Annotated in this window: 20 protein-coding genes; 17 read left to right on the top strand and 3 right to left on the bottom strand. The window is 60.6% G+C overall.

Annotated elements, in window-relative coordinates; translation table 11 throughout:
• Positions 1–284 precede the first annotated feature (284 nt).
• The 8 genes from IB257_RS22210 to IB257_RS22245 all read left to right on the top strand — a co-directional run bounded on the left by IB257_RS22210 (position 285) and on the right by IB257_RS22245 (position 4,714).
• Positions 285–728 (top strand): phage regulatory CII family protein, encoded by a 444-nt coding sequence (locus tag IB257_RS22210; RefSeq protein ID WP_118934020.1) that lies wholly within the window; start codon positions 285–287, stop codon positions 726–728.
• A gap of 294 nt (positions 729–1,022) precedes the next feature.
• Positions 1,023–1,322, top strand: a complete 300-nt coding sequence (locus IB257_RS22215) for a hypothetical protein (protein ID WP_118934022.1) — start codon at positions 1,023–1,025, stop codon at positions 1,320–1,322.
• Positions 1,319–1,813, top strand: coding sequence for a nuclease domain-containing protein (locus IB257_RS22220; RefSeq protein WP_192492822.1), 495 nt, complete (start codon positions 1,319–1,321; stop codon positions 1,811–1,813). The genes IB257_RS22215 and IB257_RS22220 overlap by 4 nt, the downstream gene beginning before the upstream one ends.
• A complete protein-coding gene (locus tag IB257_RS22225) occupies positions 1,810–2,646 on the top strand; it encodes a helix-turn-helix domain-containing protein (protein WP_118934024.1) in 837 nt (278 codons plus the stop codon). The genes IB257_RS22220 and IB257_RS22225 overlap by 4 nt, the downstream gene beginning before the upstream one ends.
• On the top strand, positions 2,618–3,376 hold the full coding sequence (locus IB257_RS22230) for a replication protein P (protein ID WP_124260397.1): 759 nt from the start codon (positions 2,618–2,620) through the stop codon (positions 3,374–3,376). The genes IB257_RS22225 and IB257_RS22230 overlap by 29 nt, the downstream gene beginning before the upstream one ends.
• A complete protein-coding gene (locus IB257_RS22235) occupies positions 3,373–3,822 on the top strand; it encodes a VRR-NUC domain-containing protein (protein WP_118934026.1) in 450 nt (149 codons plus the stop codon). Before IB257_RS22230 ends, IB257_RS22235 begins: the two co-directional genes overlap by 4 nt.
• Positions 3,822–4,340 carry a hypothetical protein gene (locus tag IB257_RS22240; protein ID WP_054453622.1) on the top strand — a complete coding sequence of 173 codons (519 nt, stop codon included), beginning with the start codon at positions 3,822–3,824 and terminating at the stop codon, positions 4,338–4,340. The genes IB257_RS22235 and IB257_RS22240 overlap by 1 nt, the downstream gene beginning before the upstream one ends.
• Positions 4,341–4,354: 14 nt before the next feature.
• Positions 4,355–4,714 carry a hypothetical protein gene (locus IB257_RS22245; protein ID WP_054453617.1) on the top strand — a complete coding sequence of 120 codons (360 nt, stop codon included), beginning with the start codon at positions 4,355–4,357 and terminating at the stop codon, positions 4,712–4,714.
• Positions 4,715–5,095: 381 nt separating this feature from the next.
• On the opposite strand, the gene IB257_RS31580 is transcribed toward IB257_RS22245, so the two are convergent.
• Positions 5,096–5,533: a hypothetical protein gene (locus tag IB257_RS31580; RefSeq protein WP_082400924.1), complete on the bottom strand. Its 438-nt coding sequence runs from the start codon at positions 5,531–5,533 to the stop codon at positions 5,096–5,098.
• A gap of 440 nt (positions 5,534–5,973) precedes the next feature.
• On the opposite strand from IB257_RS31580, the gene IB257_RS22250 reads away from it, so the two are divergent.
• On the top strand, positions 5,974–6,180 hold the full coding sequence (locus tag IB257_RS22250) for a cold-shock protein (protein WP_054453614.1): 207 nt from the start codon (positions 5,974–5,976) through the stop codon (positions 6,178–6,180).
• A 38-nt stretch (positions 6,181–6,218) separates the two neighbouring features.
• Positions 6,219–6,476 carry a hypothetical protein gene (locus tag IB257_RS31585; protein WP_082400922.1) on the top strand — a complete coding sequence of 86 codons (258 nt, stop codon included), beginning with the start codon at positions 6,219–6,221 and terminating at the stop codon, positions 6,474–6,476.
• Positions 6,477–6,917: 441 nt separating this feature from the next.
• On the opposite strand, the gene IB257_RS22255 is transcribed toward IB257_RS31585, so the two are convergent.
• The gene (locus tag IB257_RS22255) at positions 6,918–7,160 is read right to left on the bottom strand and encodes a hypothetical protein (protein WP_124260398.1); all 243 of its coding nucleotides are present in this window, start codon (positions 7,158–7,160) and stop codon (positions 6,918–6,920) included.
• Between the two features lie 328 nt (positions 7,161–7,488).
• Positions 7,489–8,931 (bottom strand): DUF1254 domain-containing protein, encoded by a 1,443-nt coding sequence (locus tag IB257_RS22260; protein ID WP_118934027.1) that lies wholly within the window; start codon positions 8,929–8,931, stop codon positions 7,489–7,491.
• Between the two features lie 403 nt (positions 8,932–9,334).
• On the opposite strand from IB257_RS22260, the gene IB257_RS22265 reads away from it, so the two are divergent.
• Genes IB257_RS22265 through IB257_RS22295 form a run of 7 tightly spaced genes read left to right on the top strand, consistent with a single transcriptional unit; the run spans position 9,335 to position 15,918 of the window.
• Positions 9,335–10,123, top strand: coding sequence for a hypothetical protein (locus IB257_RS22265; RefSeq protein WP_192492823.1), 789 nt, complete (start codon positions 9,335–9,337; stop codon positions 10,121–10,123).
• Positions 10,120–10,617 carry a terminase small subunit gene (locus tag IB257_RS22270; protein WP_192492824.1) on the top strand — a complete coding sequence of 166 codons (498 nt, stop codon included), beginning with the start codon at positions 10,120–10,122 and terminating at the stop codon, positions 10,615–10,617. The genes IB257_RS22265 and IB257_RS22270 overlap by 4 nt, the downstream gene beginning before the upstream one ends.
• Positions 10,617–12,683: a phage terminase large subunit family protein gene (locus IB257_RS22275; RefSeq protein WP_192492825.1), complete on the top strand. Its 2,067-nt coding sequence runs from the start codon at positions 10,617–10,619 to the stop codon at positions 12,681–12,683. Before IB257_RS22270 ends, IB257_RS22275 begins: the two co-directional genes overlap by 1 nt.
• A gap of 31 nt (positions 12,684–12,714) precedes the next feature.
• Complete coding sequence (locus tag IB257_RS22280; protein WP_043544039.1) at positions 12,715–12,921, top strand: phage head-tail joining protein; 207 nt, start codon at positions 12,715–12,717, stop codon at positions 12,919–12,921.
• Positions 12,918–14,438 carry a phage portal protein gene (locus tag IB257_RS22285; protein ID WP_192492826.1) on the top strand — a complete coding sequence of 507 codons (1,521 nt, stop codon included), beginning with the start codon at positions 12,918–12,920 and terminating at the stop codon, positions 14,436–14,438. The genes IB257_RS22280 and IB257_RS22285 overlap by 4 nt, the downstream gene beginning before the upstream one ends.
• A gap of 11 nt (positions 14,439–14,449) precedes the next feature.
• Positions 14,450–15,556: a head maturation protease, ClpP-related gene (locus tag IB257_RS22290; protein ID WP_192492827.1), complete on the top strand. Its 1,107-nt coding sequence runs from the start codon at positions 14,450–14,452 to the stop codon at positions 15,554–15,556.
• Positions 15,557–15,567: 11 nt separating this feature from the next.
• On the top strand, positions 15,568–15,918 hold the full coding sequence (locus IB257_RS22295) for a head decoration protein (RefSeq protein ID WP_054453587.1): 351 nt from the start codon (positions 15,568–15,570) through the stop codon (positions 15,916–15,918).
• Positions 15,919–15,959 lie beyond the last annotated feature (41 nt).

Below are 15,959 nucleotides of genomic sequence, written 5' to 3' on the forward strand. Positions count from 1 at the left end.
TAGGAAACGGTGGCGTAGGAACCACTGATTCTACGTTGCGTGGAACCGAGAAGATCCCGAACACAGAGCACTCGCCGTTGCCGGTGCCTCCGCCCGATTCTCGCGCGAGGCCCGGTGAGTAGCGTGCCGGTGCAGATATCGCTGACACCTGAACCAACAGGTCCCAAAAGAGCGTGGGGCGACGTCCAGCCAGTGGCGATTGATGGGCGGGGCGAGATTCTTGTTTCCATGCTGCGAAGCGTAAGGCCGCTGCGCAGCAATTAATACGTTCAGGAATTCATGAGATGAACATCACTACTGCGGCCGATCTGACGGTGCATGAATACAAGGGTGGGAGTGAGTCCCTGGGGCCGCTGGTTGGCATCTCAGCGGCCGTCCTGCGCAACAAGGTCAACCCCAACAACACCACGCACCACCTGACCCTTACCGAGGCGGATCGCATCGTCCGCATGACGGGCGATCCTCGGATCTTGGCCGCATTCGCGCACAGCAACGGGTATCTGCTGGTGAAGGCCCCAGAATCCTGCGGTGAAAGCGACATCTCCGTGCTGGAACAGGTCGCCGGCCTGATGGTCGCCCATGGCAAGTTTGGCCATGAGGTGTACGACGCCCTGGCCGACGGCGGCGTGGACCAGCAGGAGGTTGCACGCGTCACCGCGGCTGGACGCGTGGTCATGGAGGCTGTGGCGAGTGTTGCGAACCGTCTGAGCGGGATGGCCGAAGAATGATGCAGCGCGGAACATCGGGTGTACCCGTGCGGGCGCGTGTCCCGTCCGCGGAGCGTAAGGGGGCGGCGCTGTCGCGCACGGCTGCAATGATGTGCAGCAGAGCGAAGTTCCAGCGGTGGGTTGTTTCCCGCATCGGTGCCGCCCCTGTGGGCGTGTCCTCGAGCCAGCATGCAGCGCAGTACGTGCGCGACATGTGCGGGGTCACCAGTCGCGCGGAGTTGGACCACAACGCTACGGCAGCAGGGCTGTTTCATACGGCCATCCGCAAGCCGTTCGTGGCATGGAGCGGCATCTATGGCTGACTGCCTGCACATGTTCAGGGGCTACTGCGTGCCGCTGGCGACGGTGGAAGCTGTCCGCCAGGCCATTATCGAAACGCCGCGCCGTGTGGATGTGGGGGCGCTGCGAGCCATCGTTGAGCCCGCGTTGTTGCCGGTAGATCCCTGGTTCAGCACATCACGCGCCATGGCCGCCAGCTGCGCAGTCAATGCCTTCCTGTTCGATGCCGTTCGAGACGGGCTGGTCAAGCAACGCGTGAATGCGTGGCATCTGCCAGCATGGTGGCGTGTTCGAAAGCAAGCGGGGGCTGCATGACGCTGCAACGCAAGACGCCGCTTCGCCAGAAGACGCCGATGAAGCGTGGCGCGCCGCTGAAGGCCAAGGCCCCGATGATGCGCGCAAAGGCGCTGCCGCCGCCCCGCGCTTCCATGAAGGCGCGCAAGAAGGGCAAGAAGCCGCCCAAGACCGTCTACCGCAACCCGGCGCTGCTGGACCTTGCCAAGGGCGAGGAATGCTTGCTGCGCGTGCCCAAGTACTGCCAGGGCGGTACAGACACGACAGTGGCATGCCATTCCAACCAGATACGCGACGGGAAAGGAAAGGGGATCAAGGCCCATGACTGGGCGATCGCCTTTGGCTGCGGCGGATGCCATTACTTCCTCGATCAATCAACCGCGCCGTGGGAAATGAAGCTGAGCTACTTCGTTCCTGGGCTGCGTCTTACGCGCTTGCGCATCATCGCCTTGGGCAAATGGCCCGAGGAAGCCGAGCGCGGGTACCAACGTTTGTATGGAGTGTCGCCATGAGCGTGAAAGTCATGGGGATGGTGTTCGAGCGGTATCCGAACGGCGGTGGGGAGATGATTCTCGCGCTGGCGCTCGCGGACCATTCGAGCGATCAAGGTACGGGCATCTATCCGTCCATCGCGTCCCTGGCCGAGAAGACCCGCCAGTCCGTGCGCGCCGTTCAGTACCAACTGCGCGGCATGGAAAAGGCCGGCTGGTTGATCCTTGTGAATGCTGGCAACGGCGGCCGCAATCAGCGCCGTGAGTACCGGATTTCTGAGGCTTGGATAAAGGGTGCAGATTTTGCATCCCTCAAACCGACGGACCCGGAGCAGGAAAACGGTGCAGATTTTGCACCACCTGAACCGGCGGAAAAGGGTGCAAACCACGACACAAAGGGTGCAACTGACGACGCAAAGGGTGCAAACGGCGACATGAAAGGGTGCAACGGGTTGCACCCGCATATAACCGTCATAGAACCGTCAGAACCATCAAGAACCGTCACAGGCGCGCGCAAGCGCTCGCCGGGGTTCGATCCGATGTGCGTGGAATTGCCGGATTGGCTGGATGCGGAACTGTGGGGGCGCTGGGTGCGTCACCGCGTGCAGATTCGGAAGCCATTGACCGAAGAGGCTGCCAAGCAGCAGGTGAAAGACCTGGCCGGGTTCCGGCACCAGGGCCACACGCCGGAAGCGGTCATTGCCCATGCCATCGGCAAAAGCTGGCAAGGGCTGTTCGCCCCAGGTGGGCAACCATCCGGCCGGGGCGGCAAGTTCAACCCCACGGAATACGTGAATCGCAATCGAGCCTCAGGAGGCAACGACTATGACGACGGTCGCACGATCAACGTCTGAGGGAAACGGCTGGCTCGTGCCCCGTGAAAAGCTGGATGGCATCACGCCGATTGACCATCTGTGGAACCGGCTGTCGGGCACGTACGGGGGGCGCTGGCTGAAGGACTTCCCGGACATGCAGAGTATCGAGAACTGGAAAGAGGCCTGGGCCGAAGCGCTGGACGAGGACCGCGTGACGCCTCAGGAAGTGGCCGAGGGGCTGCGGACCTGCCGCCGCATGTTCCCCGACTGGCCGCCCGCCGTAGGCGAGTTCATCCGCGCGTGCCGGCCAGGCCTGATCCCGGAGAACGCATTCCATGACGCTGTTGCGGGGATGACGGCGCGCCGCCGCGGCGAGGTGGGGCAATGGAGCCATCCGGCCGTGTACTGGGCTGCGGTGCGCGTCGGCTCCCATGACCTGCTGAACTGCGGCTACTCGGTGATGCAGTCACGTTGGGAGCGGGCACTGTCGGATGAACTGGGCCGGGGCGAATGGGCAGCCATCCCCGTGCCCGCTGTCGCATTGCCTCCGCCTGGGGCGACTCATGCGACGCCGGCAGAGGCCGCCAAGGCGCTGGAGGCAACGGGAGTGGGTGCGATCCTGAACCAGTCGGGCCGTGATCCGTTGCGCGGGTGGAAGCGGGTGATCGCTGAAACCGAAAACCCCAATGGCAAGCGCTACTCGCCAGGGATTGTCGCCATGGCGCGCAATGCGCTGCGCATGGGCACGGACCAGGGGGCGCAGGCATGAAGCGATGGCCCAACACTGCTGCTACTCGCACGCATTGCACGACCAGTCGCGTGGCGGTTCTCGCTAGACCCAGCGAAGACACCATTCAAGCCCAGGTTATACGTTGGGCCAACCTTCAGGCCGGTGTGTACCCGGAGCTATCGCGCCTCTTCCATGTTCCCAACGGCGGTCAGCGGCACGCGGCTGTAGCGGCAAAGCTGAAGGGGCAGGGCGTGAAGCCTGGGGTGCCAGATCTTTGTTTGCCGGTGCCGCGCTTCGGATGCCCGGGGCTGTGGATCGAAATGAAGACCAGCGACGGCCGGGTCAGCACAAGCCAGAAAGACTGGATTGCATACCTCAAGGGCGCGGGATATCGCGTCGAGGTGTGCCGCAGCTTTGATCAAGCGCGATCCGTCCTGCTGGAATACCTGAATCCGAAAGTGACTTATTCCCCGGGGGTGATTTGATGACCCCGGGACGAAATGCGGCCTTGCTGGCAGGACAGACGGCGTTGGCTCAGAAGATCTATGCGGTCTTGCCGGCCGAGCGCACCACCGCCTTTACCGCGTTGCGGATTGCTCAGGCCATGAAGGACACCACGGGCGCATCCCCGGATATCCACACCATGCGCGGATGCTTGAGGAGGCTGAGGGAGGCGGGGTTGATCAAAGAGGTTGTGCCGGGGTCGTTCCGGCGCATTGAGGTGAAGGAAAAATTGACGATGACGAATCAGGGGCAGCAGATGATGAGCAACACCTTCCACGGCAAGGAACCCGTTGATGTACTCGGGGGCACAAAGCAAGCGGCGCCCATGGACGTGCTGGCGATCATCGCCGAAAAGGTTCGGACGGTTATGGCTGGGCTGGGGACGTTGGCCGAAGAGATCGACCAGGCCGCAATCATGATCGAGGAGCGCGCGGCAGCGGATGCGAAAGAGTTGGCCAAGGTCAAGCAGATTGCCACGCTCCTTAAGGAGCTGGGCTAAGGCTCGGGGGCGCAATGGCTGACCGATTCGACGCTAACGCCGTTTTGTGGAACTGGGCGCGCTGGTGCTGGTCCGGTGCATCAGTTGGAAACATGGTGTGGTACGAGCCGGCGACTGAGGATTACCACCCGATCGAGGTGGACCATGCGATGGCGGTTGAGCGTCTGCATCAGGCGCTACCTCTCCTTGAACGCATGATCATCATCGCCGAGTATCCGCAGCGTCATGAACGGTTCGCAGGGCTGGAGGCGCACCAGCGGCGCGCGGCAGCCCTGCGCTGGATTGCCCAGGTGACGGGCAAGGCAATTTCGGCCACCGAATACAGGCTGTATCTGGGGCTTTTCAAAGACAAGGTGAAACGTGAAGTTTGCTAAGGAAATCATCGGGTTGATGGCCCCGTATCCCGGTCGAGAATTCAAGATGGCGGATCTCGTGAGAGCCGCGACGGGGGCGCGGGAACTGACAATCAAGGAGCGCACGGCGGCGCGGCAAGGCGTACTGCGCGCGGTCACCGCACTTATCGATCACGGGCAAGTGTTGCGCCGGCCCAGCCGCCCCGGTGTTCGCAACGCTGCTGTGTATCGGTGGAAAAGTGCGACATGAAGTAGTTGATTAGTGCGACAGGAACCGCGACAATTTCTCCGTCCACAGGTGCGCCCGCATGTAATGCACCCGAAAACCCGCCAGGCGAAAGCAGGCGGGTTTTTTCATGTGTCCTTTTGGCAATCCTCGCTGGGCGTTAACTCGCTAGTGCTTCAACGCTTAACCCTCATGGACACGTCCACATGCGTGCCCCGATCTAGATCTGCTCCGGGTGTTTTTTCCCACTGAGGGAGAGAAAGCAGTTCCTTGCCAACTTCGCCAGCTTGGAAGCGGCGAGCTACATCATCGAGCAATTGGGTGCGATTCGCGAAGTTTCTGCCGCTCAATCCACCGATGAAAAGTCGATAGGTGAGGTTGGGTACTTGGCCCTTCATGACCCCCAGATCGAGTACTTGACCTTGCTCGTTTCGAATTAGCAAATGGCCTGGGCGGGCGTAGATGCGGTAGATACGCCATGGCGACGAAATGACGGGATGTGAAGGTTTTGTTCTTATGCTCGATTCTCTCCCCGCATTTTGGGGTGATGCAGGAGGGAAAAGCTTAACAAAGGTGTGCGCGAGTCTAGCAATGGACCTTCTGATAGCGTTCACGTTATCGCCGATGATCGTGCGGACGTGAACGCCGTCCTCTGCCTTTCAAGTTGCAAGGATGGATCGTGCTGGCATTGGACTTGTTGCATGTTTGTACTCCCACATGGCGATACGGCGAGGTGACGCACGTTCAAACTCCATGTGTTCAGCATACGCGACCCGCGACTGGCCCATCGCAATAAAGGGAAGTCGTTACACAAGACTTAGCGAGCGTGTTGCACTCTGCCCGACACCCTGCGGCCAAGGTCTAAATTGCGGTTTGATGCTAATTAGAAACGTAGGTTGACTTTCGAAAGTTATGCGCCCATAGTGGGTTAGCGGCTTTTCGAGCATCGCGATTTCCGTCCGGTTTTGTACCCTTCAGGGTGCCTCATTGTTCGCAGTCCTTTCCTTGATTAGCTCCCTTTTCGGGCTTCGCCCGCTATGCAAGGAGTTGAAAAATGGAAACCGGAATAGTTAAGTGGTTCAACGACGCCAAGGGCTTTGGGTTCATCATGCCAGAGGATGGCGGCAAGGACCTATTTGCTCATTTCTCTGAAATCGTCAGTGGCGATGGCCACAAAGTATTGGTCGAGAATCAACGCGTGAGCTACGTCACCGCGCAAGGGGCTAAAGGCCCGCATGCAACGCAAATTCGTGCATTGTGAACAACGGTCCTGGACTGATGAATAGACAGGGAGGACTAATGTTCCCCAACAACGTGGTCTATAAAGGTTATCGACTAACGGCTAGTGTCTCTCGCATATCGGTTGGAGGCAGTCAGCGGCCCGCTTTTGTCGCAACTGTGGCATTGGGTGCCGTTTCGGACCAGCATGAGTTGAACGAGCCACAGGAGGTGCCACTCTTTGCCTCTGGAGGGTTTGTTTCAAGCCCTGTAATCGCGGTGGATGCGGCAATAAATCATGGGCGTCATTTGGTCGACGCTCATGTTCGACCTTTCTGATAGACGTCCGCTAGATTTCCTGCGCATGAAGCTGATGGGCTTTTTCAGATGTGTAGGAAGGTGGCACGATGCTGGCTCAGAAAATGACAAAGTACGAGCGGGCCAGTCGGCTGCGTGAGATGGCAGACGCCATAGAGCGAAACATGTTCATCGCAGTGGGCGACGCTTGAGATGAGTGCGGTATCTGCTGGGGCGTCTGCTTCGGATGAATGCCCCGCGGCCGATCAGCGAACGCAATGCCCGACAGTCGATGAGAGACTGTCGAGCAGACTCTCACGATCAGGCTGACATGTGAAAGCTGAGAGCGGGCCTATGCCTTACGCCATGCTCGACTCGAAACCGCCTTGCGAAAGGCGGTTTTCACATTTCTGCGGACTTTCCCATGGTAGGCAGCGGTATTTCAAGCAACGCAGTAAAAGGGCGATTCACTCCGCTTTCCCTTCAACTACTGCCGGCGACGATTAAGCGAGACGATATTGCCTGGACGGCCGTGCCGTCGGGCAACCGATAGCGGTTTGCGCCGAGCCATGAAACCACACGTCCGTCGGCGAGGCTGCTGTAGAAGTATGCATATTCGCCGTCATCTCCCGCCAGAACCTTGCAGCGTCGTTGGATGACGTATTTAGTACCGTCCAATGCCACAGCGATAACTTCAATTGTTCGTTTTGTGTAGTGTGGTTGCATAGTCCTCTCCGTTGAGGCATACCTTCCTGCAACCATTGATTCACTGTGCCGTTGGTTGGTCAATACAACTTCAGCTCACATCCAGCAGCCATGCGCGCTATGGTCGAAGTTTGTTTCAATTCTGTGGGCTTGGCAGAGTGCTCAGGCAGGGACCTTCCAAGCCTCTTACGTGGGTTCGTTCCCCGTAGCCCGCTACACTTCAGGGTACCCCCACACCAAAAAGCCCCGATATATAGACTCCGGTCAGAGCTCTTGCGTTTCAGCAGGCATGCGCATGGTGTGCCGTCGGCCTTACACGCCACACAGCGAGGATTCACGCGGTCTGTGACTAGGAGACACGTTCTATTCCGGGGGGGGACCATGTCCCTTCCCCTACTGGCAGGATCGAAGGTGGCGTCGTCTTTGGCCAGTAGAGCCGCATTACCAAGTAAATTGGCCCGTTCGGAGCGGGCAGCCAGTTAGCTTCTTTGTCTGCGCCCGGGGACTTGTTTTGTATGTAGAGCGTTCGGGACCCGTCTGCATTCGTGGCCATGGTGGGTAACATGGGTGAATTAATTAGATAGCGGTGGATCGGATTTTCGATAAGAAGTTGGGACTTTCCGTCATACATCGTGAGCGACCAGAACGAATTCACAGGTGGCAACTGCCCCGCCGGGAAGGTTAGCGTGTAACTATGCTTGCTGCCGTCTAACGTTTGCCCATCTTTGTCAACGCGTGTGAAAGGATAGGTAGCCTCTGCCGGATCATTGCCATAAATGCCGGCCTGAGCAGCGACGGCTCGCTTTAACCAGTCGCCATCGTAGTGAGCGCTATCGCCTGGAAGACCACTAACCCGCCAGCCGTTTATCGTCTTACCAACGTTGGCGACCGCCTCGTCGACCTTTCGCTGGCCCTCTTTCATGCCGAGACCAAGTTCCAGCTTTTGCTCCAGAGGAAGATCCTTAAAGTTCAAGGCCTTGCCAGGGCCAATGCCAATGCGTGCGAGCTGAGAGCGGATTCCCATCTCGTTGGATTCCGGCGGTGCGAACTGCAACGCAAAGTCGAGAAACTCGAAGAAGTTCGTCTTCACAAGTTCCTTGTCGATCTTGGGGAAGTCGATGGATGGTGCGGCTGGCGGCGGAGTTTGTTTCAGGTAGGCCGAGAGCATCTGCACTTTGTAGCCGGCCTGTACCTTCTTAACGTTATCGAGATCATCCGGCCCGAAAAGCTGAGTGCGATAGCCCGCAAGGGAGAATTGTGTGCTCGAACGGAACACCCGCTTGATGCCCGGTGGGGTATCGCCCTTCCAGGCAGGGCCGACCACCATGTAGTCGCCAGCCTCGCTTCCTGTGGCACGCGTGCCGATGTAGCCATAGTTGTAAGTATTGCCGTCGCAGAGCATGACCGAGTAATAGCGCTCGGGTTCGACCTCCGGAACGGAGAGCACCACGGGCTCCGCTCGCAGATCCATCCAAACAAAGGAATATGGGGTGTCACTGTTTGGTGTGACGATTGCCGTATCTTTATAGGTGAAGACGTTCGGTTCGTTCTTGATGTGATTGAACGGGGCCTTGAACTGCCCCGAATTGCGATCTACGGCGTACTCGTACATCACCGCATAGTTCATCACGATAGGCAAGCCGTAGATGAACCCTGCCTCAGCAATGTCCTTGGCGCTGAAGAATCCAGGTCGATCAGCGCTTGTCTGTGCGCTAGCCGGGCCGGACACTATTGTTGCGCCAGCGAGTGCTACGAGTGCACCCGAGCCTAGGAACTCGCGTCTTGTGGTCATTGAACGCCTCATCTAGTTGGAACAAGCTACGGGATGCTTCAATAGAACATAGGCAGTACAGGATCGGTCATAGAGATAACACTCTTATCGGAAAGTGAACAAGCAGATATTTGGGTGAGCGTGGGCCATCCGAGCCACTTAGACGCTGTGTTGATGGGCTCAACGAGGCCCGTTGCCAGATCGAAGACGGATGACTAAGGTTCTAGGGAAACCCCGGGGGCCCCTGCGGAAATCAGTCCGGTAAGGGTAATTCGAACCCCGAACGCTCGCTAGTCACGGGCGCGCTATGGGGGGTAATAATAATTTTGCCCCTCCAATCCATGATTCATGCCGATTCCGGGCAGCCGACGAATTTATTCCGCTGGGCATCCCCCTCTGCGGAGGGCTTATATCTGGAGGCTTTATGAAGCTGCGGCACCACTCGTCGATCCGAGAGGGCGTGGACTTCTATGGTCAGGCGCAGCGCCAGTTGCCCTACGCCACGTCGCTGGCATTGAACCGGGTCGGGCAGCACATCCTGGACGCGCTGGTACGGGCCACGGGCGAAGTGTTCGACCGGCCAACGCCGTACACGATGCGCGCCTTGCGGCTGGTCCGTGCCACCAAGGACAACCTGGTGGCCACCGTTGATTACCGCGATGGCGCTGGTAAGGGTCTTTCTGCCGACAAATACTTGCCGCCCCAGGTGCTTGGAGGAGGGCGTCGATTCAAACGTTCCGAGCGGGCGTTTTCTCGGGTCGGATTGCCTGCCGGGGCCTATACGGTGCCGGCGGCGGCGGCCGAGATCGACGCCTACGGCAATATGTCGCGCGGTCAGATCGTGCGTTTGCTGTCCTACCTGCAGGCATTCGGCGAGCAGGGCTACAGGGCGAACTCTACTCCCCGCAGCCGTGCGCGAACGGCCAAGGTTGGAAGGACCGCCGAAGGCTACAAGCGCATCAATGGTGTGCAGTATTTCGTTTCCCGCGGGAAAGGGTCCATGTCTGGAAATCGCCAGCAGCGCCTCCCCGCGGGCGTGTGGCAGAAGTCTGGGACGCACGGGGTTGACGTCAAGCCGGTTCTTTTGGCTGTGGCTCAGCCTTCGTATACGCAGCGATTCCCCTTCTACGAAACGGCCGAGGCGGTCTATGGCGAACGCTACGACGCCGAATTTTCCACCGCCCTAGATCTGGCCCTGTCCACAGCAAGATGATCGACCTTGACAAGAAGACGACCCAGGCCCGGTTCGGGCAACTGGTCGGGATCACGCAGCCTGCCGTCAGCGGCTTGCTCATGCGTGGTGTCATGGTCGCGGGCGATACGCTGGCAAACTGGCTGCTGTCCTACTGTGGGCACATTCGAGACATAGCGGCAGGGCGCCAGGCCGGCGAGGAAACAAGAACGCTCGATCCTGCGGAGGAAAAGGCGCGGCTATATGCGGCACAGGCCGACAAGATCGAGATGGAGAACTCGGTTGCCCGCGGGGAGCTTGCGCCCGTCAGCGTGCTGGAGGAGGTCTTGACTCGGGCAGGCACGAAGGTAAGCGCGGCTATGGATGCTATTCCCACGGCACTGAAGCGCCGGCTGCCGAATCTGACTGATGCGGATCTGACGATTGTGCGCCGCGAGCTTGCAAGGGCTCGCAACGCAATTGCATCCCTGTCGCTGGAGGATCTGGAGGCTGACGAAGAGAACGAGGGTGAGTAATGCTCATAGAGTCCAATCGCGCCGCGGTCGCGCGCGCGCTGCGACGTGGGCTTGCAACCTTCGCCACTCCCGAGCCAATGACGTTGCGGGAGTGGGCCGAGCGCAACTTTTATCTTTCGGCCGAATCGTCGTATGTCGAACAGCGTTGGGAGGCTTGGCCGTTTCAGCGTGCCATCCTTGCCTGCGTTGGTAGCGACGATGTGCACGAGGTTGACGTAATCAAGTCGGCCCGCGTTGGTTACACGAAGATCCTGCTGGCGGCCATTGGGTACTTCGCGGAGCATAAGCGGCGCAATCAGGCGCTTTGGCAGCCCACGGATAGCGCCCGCGACGAGTTCGTCAAGACCGAACTGGAACCGATGCTGCGCGACGTGACGGCGATGCATCCGATCTTTCCGACTCGCCTGGCGCGTCACAAGGACAACACGCTCCTGGTTAAGAAATTCCGTGGCAGCGTGCTGCACCTTCGCGGCGGTCGTTCGGGCGACAACTACCGACGGCTGTCTATCGGTGTCGCATTCTTGGACGAGTTCAGTTCGTTCGATTCGAACATTGACGGTGAGGGAGACCCCGGCCAGCTGGCGGCCAAGCGTCTTGAGGGGGCCACGTTCCCGAAGATGGTGGTTGGGTCCACGCCCAAGCTGAAAGAGACCTGCCTGATGGATAAGCGCGCAGCCGGCGCCGATGCGCGATATGACTATCACATCACGTGCCCTCACTGCGACGGGCATCACGCGCTGACCTGGGGAGGTAAGGACGAACCGCACGGGTTCAAGTGGATCGACGGCGATCCAGAATCGGTGAAGCACTTATGCCCGCACTGTGGTTGCCTTATCACCCAGAGCGAGTACCTGGAGGCATCGGAATCTGGATTCTGGTGCGGTTCGGACGGCACCACCATCGACCGCGACGGAGTTTTCCGTAGCGCGGCTGGCGAGGTAATACCGGCTCATCGGCGCGTCGCTTTCCACGTGTGGACTGCGTACAGCCCAATGGTTAGCTGGGCCAAGCTGGTCCGTGAGTTCCTGGAGGCCTACGCCAAGGCAAAGCTGGGCGATGACGAGCCGCTGAAGACCTTCTGGAACACCACCCTGGGCCAGGCCTGGGAGGGCGAGGTCGACAAGATCGAGGCGGACGAGCTGAAGCGGCGCGCCGAGATCGAGGCCTATCGCCTTCCAGGCTTGGCCGAGAACCTCGTTCCTATGGGCTGTTCGTTGTTGCTCGCAGGCTGCGACACCCAGGGCAATCGGGTGGAGGTTGGCGTCTGGGGATTCGGTCGCGGCGGAGAAATGTGGACCGTCGATCACCAGATATTCCACGGGAACCCGGCGGAGGACGAGGTCTGGTCCAACGTGGCGGCTTACCTGTTCGAGCGGCGCTTCCAGCATGAAGGCGGCCAGCAGATGAGTATCTACGCCACGGCCATTGACAGCGGCGGCCACCATTCGAATGCGGTCTACGATTTCGCGCGCCGCAACAAGGCGCGCCGGGTCTTTGCCGTCCGCGGTCGCCCCTTCGGTGAGAAGGCCATCAAGGATGGCGCCGGCCAGGTGGATATCGACTGGCGAGGGAAGCGGATCAAGAAGGGCGTGATCCTGTGGCACGTCGGCACGAACCTGGCCAAGGATCTGCTGCACAGTCGCCTGGCTATCGAGACGCCGGGCCCGGGCTATGTCCACCTTTCGGAGGACTTGTCGGACGAATGGTTCCGGCAGTTCTCAGGCGAAGCGCGGGTGTCGCGCAAGACGGCGACCGGAGTTCGTACGCTGTGGACGGCGCTGCGCAAGCGCGTCGAAGCACTGGACTGCGCGGTGTATGCGCTATGGGTGGCGGAGCATCTGGGCCTTTCTCGCAAGTCGGACGCTTGGTGGGATGCCATGGCGGAAAAGCTTGATGCGTTGCCGCCACCGCGGGACGAGGAGGCTGAGGCGCCGCCGCCGTCAACCACGCGGCCGGCCGCCCCGGCGAAGGCCGCGCCAGTGGCGCCAGCGGCGCGTGCCGGGCCGGCCGTCAAGCCGGCGCGCCGGCGAGTGGCGGCTTCCAGCTACCTCCGGGGGCGCAGGTAGGCCGCAGAACAGAAACCAATAAGGCAAGGTCATGGCATACACCCAGGCGGACCTGGAACGGCTGGATCGCGCGATAGCGAACAGCCAATTGGAGGTCCAGTACGACGGCAAGCGCGTGCGTTTCCGCAGCACGGACGAATTGATGCGCGCCCGCGCCCATGTGGAGCGGGAACTCAGCAAAGGAAAGGGGCGCTCGCGGCAGTTCAGGCTGCGCAACGCCGGCAAGGGGATCCGATGAGCTATCTGAAACATCGTGGTTCCAGTCTGCTTGTGCCTCGTCGCCTTAGCGCGCAGATGAGCAGCAGCTACGAAAGCGGAAGCGCCACGGGCAGCCGGGCCCGAAATTGGAATCCCTCGGGGTCGGGGCCGAACGCCGCGGCGACGCAGAACCTGGGTCTGCAGCGTCGCCGCGCGCGCGACGCCGTGCGCAATGATCCATGGGCATTGACTGCGACCACACGCTGGGTATCCAACGTGGTCGGCACGGGGATCCAGCCGTACCCCAAGCACCCGGACCCCAACGTCCGACGGGCGCTGAAGGAACTGTGGGCCGACTGGGTGCAGGAGGCCGATGCCGACGGCAGGCTGGACTTCTACGGAATGCAGGCCCTGGCTGTGCGCAGCATCTTCCAGGATGGTGAGACCTTGTTCCGTTTGCGCGCTCGGCGACCTCAGGACGGATTGTCCGTACCTCTGCAATTGCAGCAGATGGAGGGAGACCAGCTGCCGGTCGAGCGGTCGCTTACCCTGCCGAACGGCGGCGAGATCGTGAATGGCGTGGAGTTCGATGCTATCGGGCGGCGCACTGCCTATCACATGTGGCGTCATCATCCTGGCGAATTCGGCCGAAACGCGGCTGGGCAGGATACGGTCAGGGTGCCAGCCGAGCAGGTCATCCACGCCTATCCAATGTTGCGGCCCGGGCAGGTACGGGGGGTGACTGCTCTGGCTACCGTCCTGCTCCGCCTGAAGTCCATCGACAACTTGGACGACGCTGTCATGTACCGGCAGGAGGTGGCAAACCTCTTCGCGGGCTTCATCACCAAACCGGATCCCGATGCCGATCCGAATAACCCTCTTACAGGCGAGGCGGACGGTTATGAGATCGATGACGACGGCACGCCGCTCGTCTCCATGGAGCCGGGCACGATGCAGGAGCTGGCACCAGGTGAAGAGGTGACATTCTCCAGTCCGCCAGATGCCGGCAACAACTACGAGGGATTTATGCGGCAGCAGTTGATGGGGGCGTTTGCCTCTGTCGGCGTGCCTTATGAAATCGCAACAGGCGACCTGCGCGGTATCAGCGATCGAACGCTGCGGGTGGTGGTCAACGAGTTTCACCGGCTCATCGAGCAATACCAATGGCACTGCGTGATCCATCAGCTCTGCCGCCCCGTCTGGAATGCCTGGATCGACGCCCTGGCGCTTTCCGGCACCTTCCCCATGCCGGATTTCCACCGCCGCCGCCGTGAATGGTTGCGCGTGCTGTGGGTGCCCCAGGGATGGCCGTACTTCAACCCCGTGCAGGACGCGCAGGCCGACAAGGAGTCGGTGCGAAGCGGCTTTTCCAGCCGGTCGTCAATCATCCTCAAGAAGGGCGACGATCCAGACCACATTGCGGCGGAGATTCGCGCCGACAACGAAACAGCCGACGCCGAGGGCTTTGTGTTCGATAGCGATCCTCGGCATACGACCAGCGCCGGTAAGGCGACGGGATCAGAAGGGGGCGGCAGCCCCGACCCTCTCAATCAATGAATGGAGCCAATATGGCAAAGAAGGCTTGGTATTCGATCAGCGTCAATGCGCAGGCGGATAAGCCCGTGGTCGAGATTCGCATTTATGGCGAAATTGGGTTCTGGGGAACTACGGCCGAAGCGTTCGTCGCAGAACTGGACGCAGCAGCGGCAGGTGGTGCCGACATCTTGGTGTCGCTGAACAGCCCTGGGGGCGACGTTTTCGACGCGTTTGCAATCTACAACGCGCTTCATCGGTACGCCGGTCGGGTAACCACGCGAGTGGACGGCGTCGCCGCCTCCGCGGCCTCATTGATCGCGATGGCCGGCAAGCCAACGATCATGCCCGAGAATACGCAGATGATGATCCACAACGCTTGGATCATCACTGGTGGTACGGCCGAGGATCTGCGCACCACTGCAGAAATGATGGATCGGATCCGAGACGGCGTGGTGGCAGCCTACTCCCGTAAGAGTGGACTGGACAGTGACAAGATCATCGAAATGATGGACGCGACCACGTGGATGTCTGCGCTCGAGGCGCAGGCGTTGGGATTCTGCGACCTGATCGAGGAGCCCGTGCGTCTGCAGATGTCGGATAGTGCGGCTGCCGTGCTGCAAAAGCACAAGAATCTGCCTGACGACGTGAAAGCTATGCTCAAGTCCCTGGAAGAGAGCGACCCCGAGCCCGCGCCGAATCCGAAGCCCGGGCCCGAGCCCGAGCCCGGGCCCGAGCTCGAGCTCGAGCCGTCCCCGGCTGCTCCGGCGGATGCGCCGACGGCATCTGCGCTGGCCGCCCGTGTCTATGCGTCTTGCCGGCAAGAGGGGATTGCGGATCTGGCGGAAGGTGTGCTGCTCAGCGGTGCGCTGGATAGTCTTGAACTGGCGGATCAACGGGTCACGCAAGCCAAAGAGATCGCCGCCATCTGCTTGGCAGCAAAGCTGCCTGAGAAGGCTGCCGCTTTCGTGTCTGCGGGCCTCACGGTAGACCAGGCGCGTGCGCGCCTGTTCGAGCATGTCGTGGCCGATGCGGGCGACTCTATCAATAACCGACCTCCCACCAATTCATCGGCCCAGAAGCAGAGCGGGCCGAATCCCCAGGCGATCTACGCCAAACGAAAAGCCCTCTCTGCCCACTAGGAGTCAGCACCATGCCTTTCATCCATCAACAGGCCAGAACGGCCGATTTCATCCTCTCCGAAGCCAACGGCCAGCGTTCGCGCGAAAACGCAATCTTGGCTGCCACCCTCGTCGCCCTGGCTGCAGGGCAATTGCTCACGCTGGGCGACGACGGCAAATATGCCGCCTACGCCGGCCCGGGGGCGGACCCCGGCGCGCCGATCACCGCCGACGCCGTGCTGTACGGCAATGCCCCGGTGTCCGACGATGATCAGCAGATCGTCGTCATCGCGCGTGACGCGGAACTGGCGGGCGTGCTGCTTGTCGGCTTGGATGCGCCGGCGCGCGTTGCCCTGCAGTCGGCTGGCATCATCGTCCGCTGATCCCACCAACACAACTCCATCTATCCAACATTCGCGGTCGC

The organism is Achromobacter sp. ACM03, assembly GCF_014851665.1.
Classification (GTDB): Bacteria; Pseudomonadota; Gammaproteobacteria; order Burkholderiales; family Burkholderiaceae_B; genus Achromobacter; species Achromobacter aegrifaciens.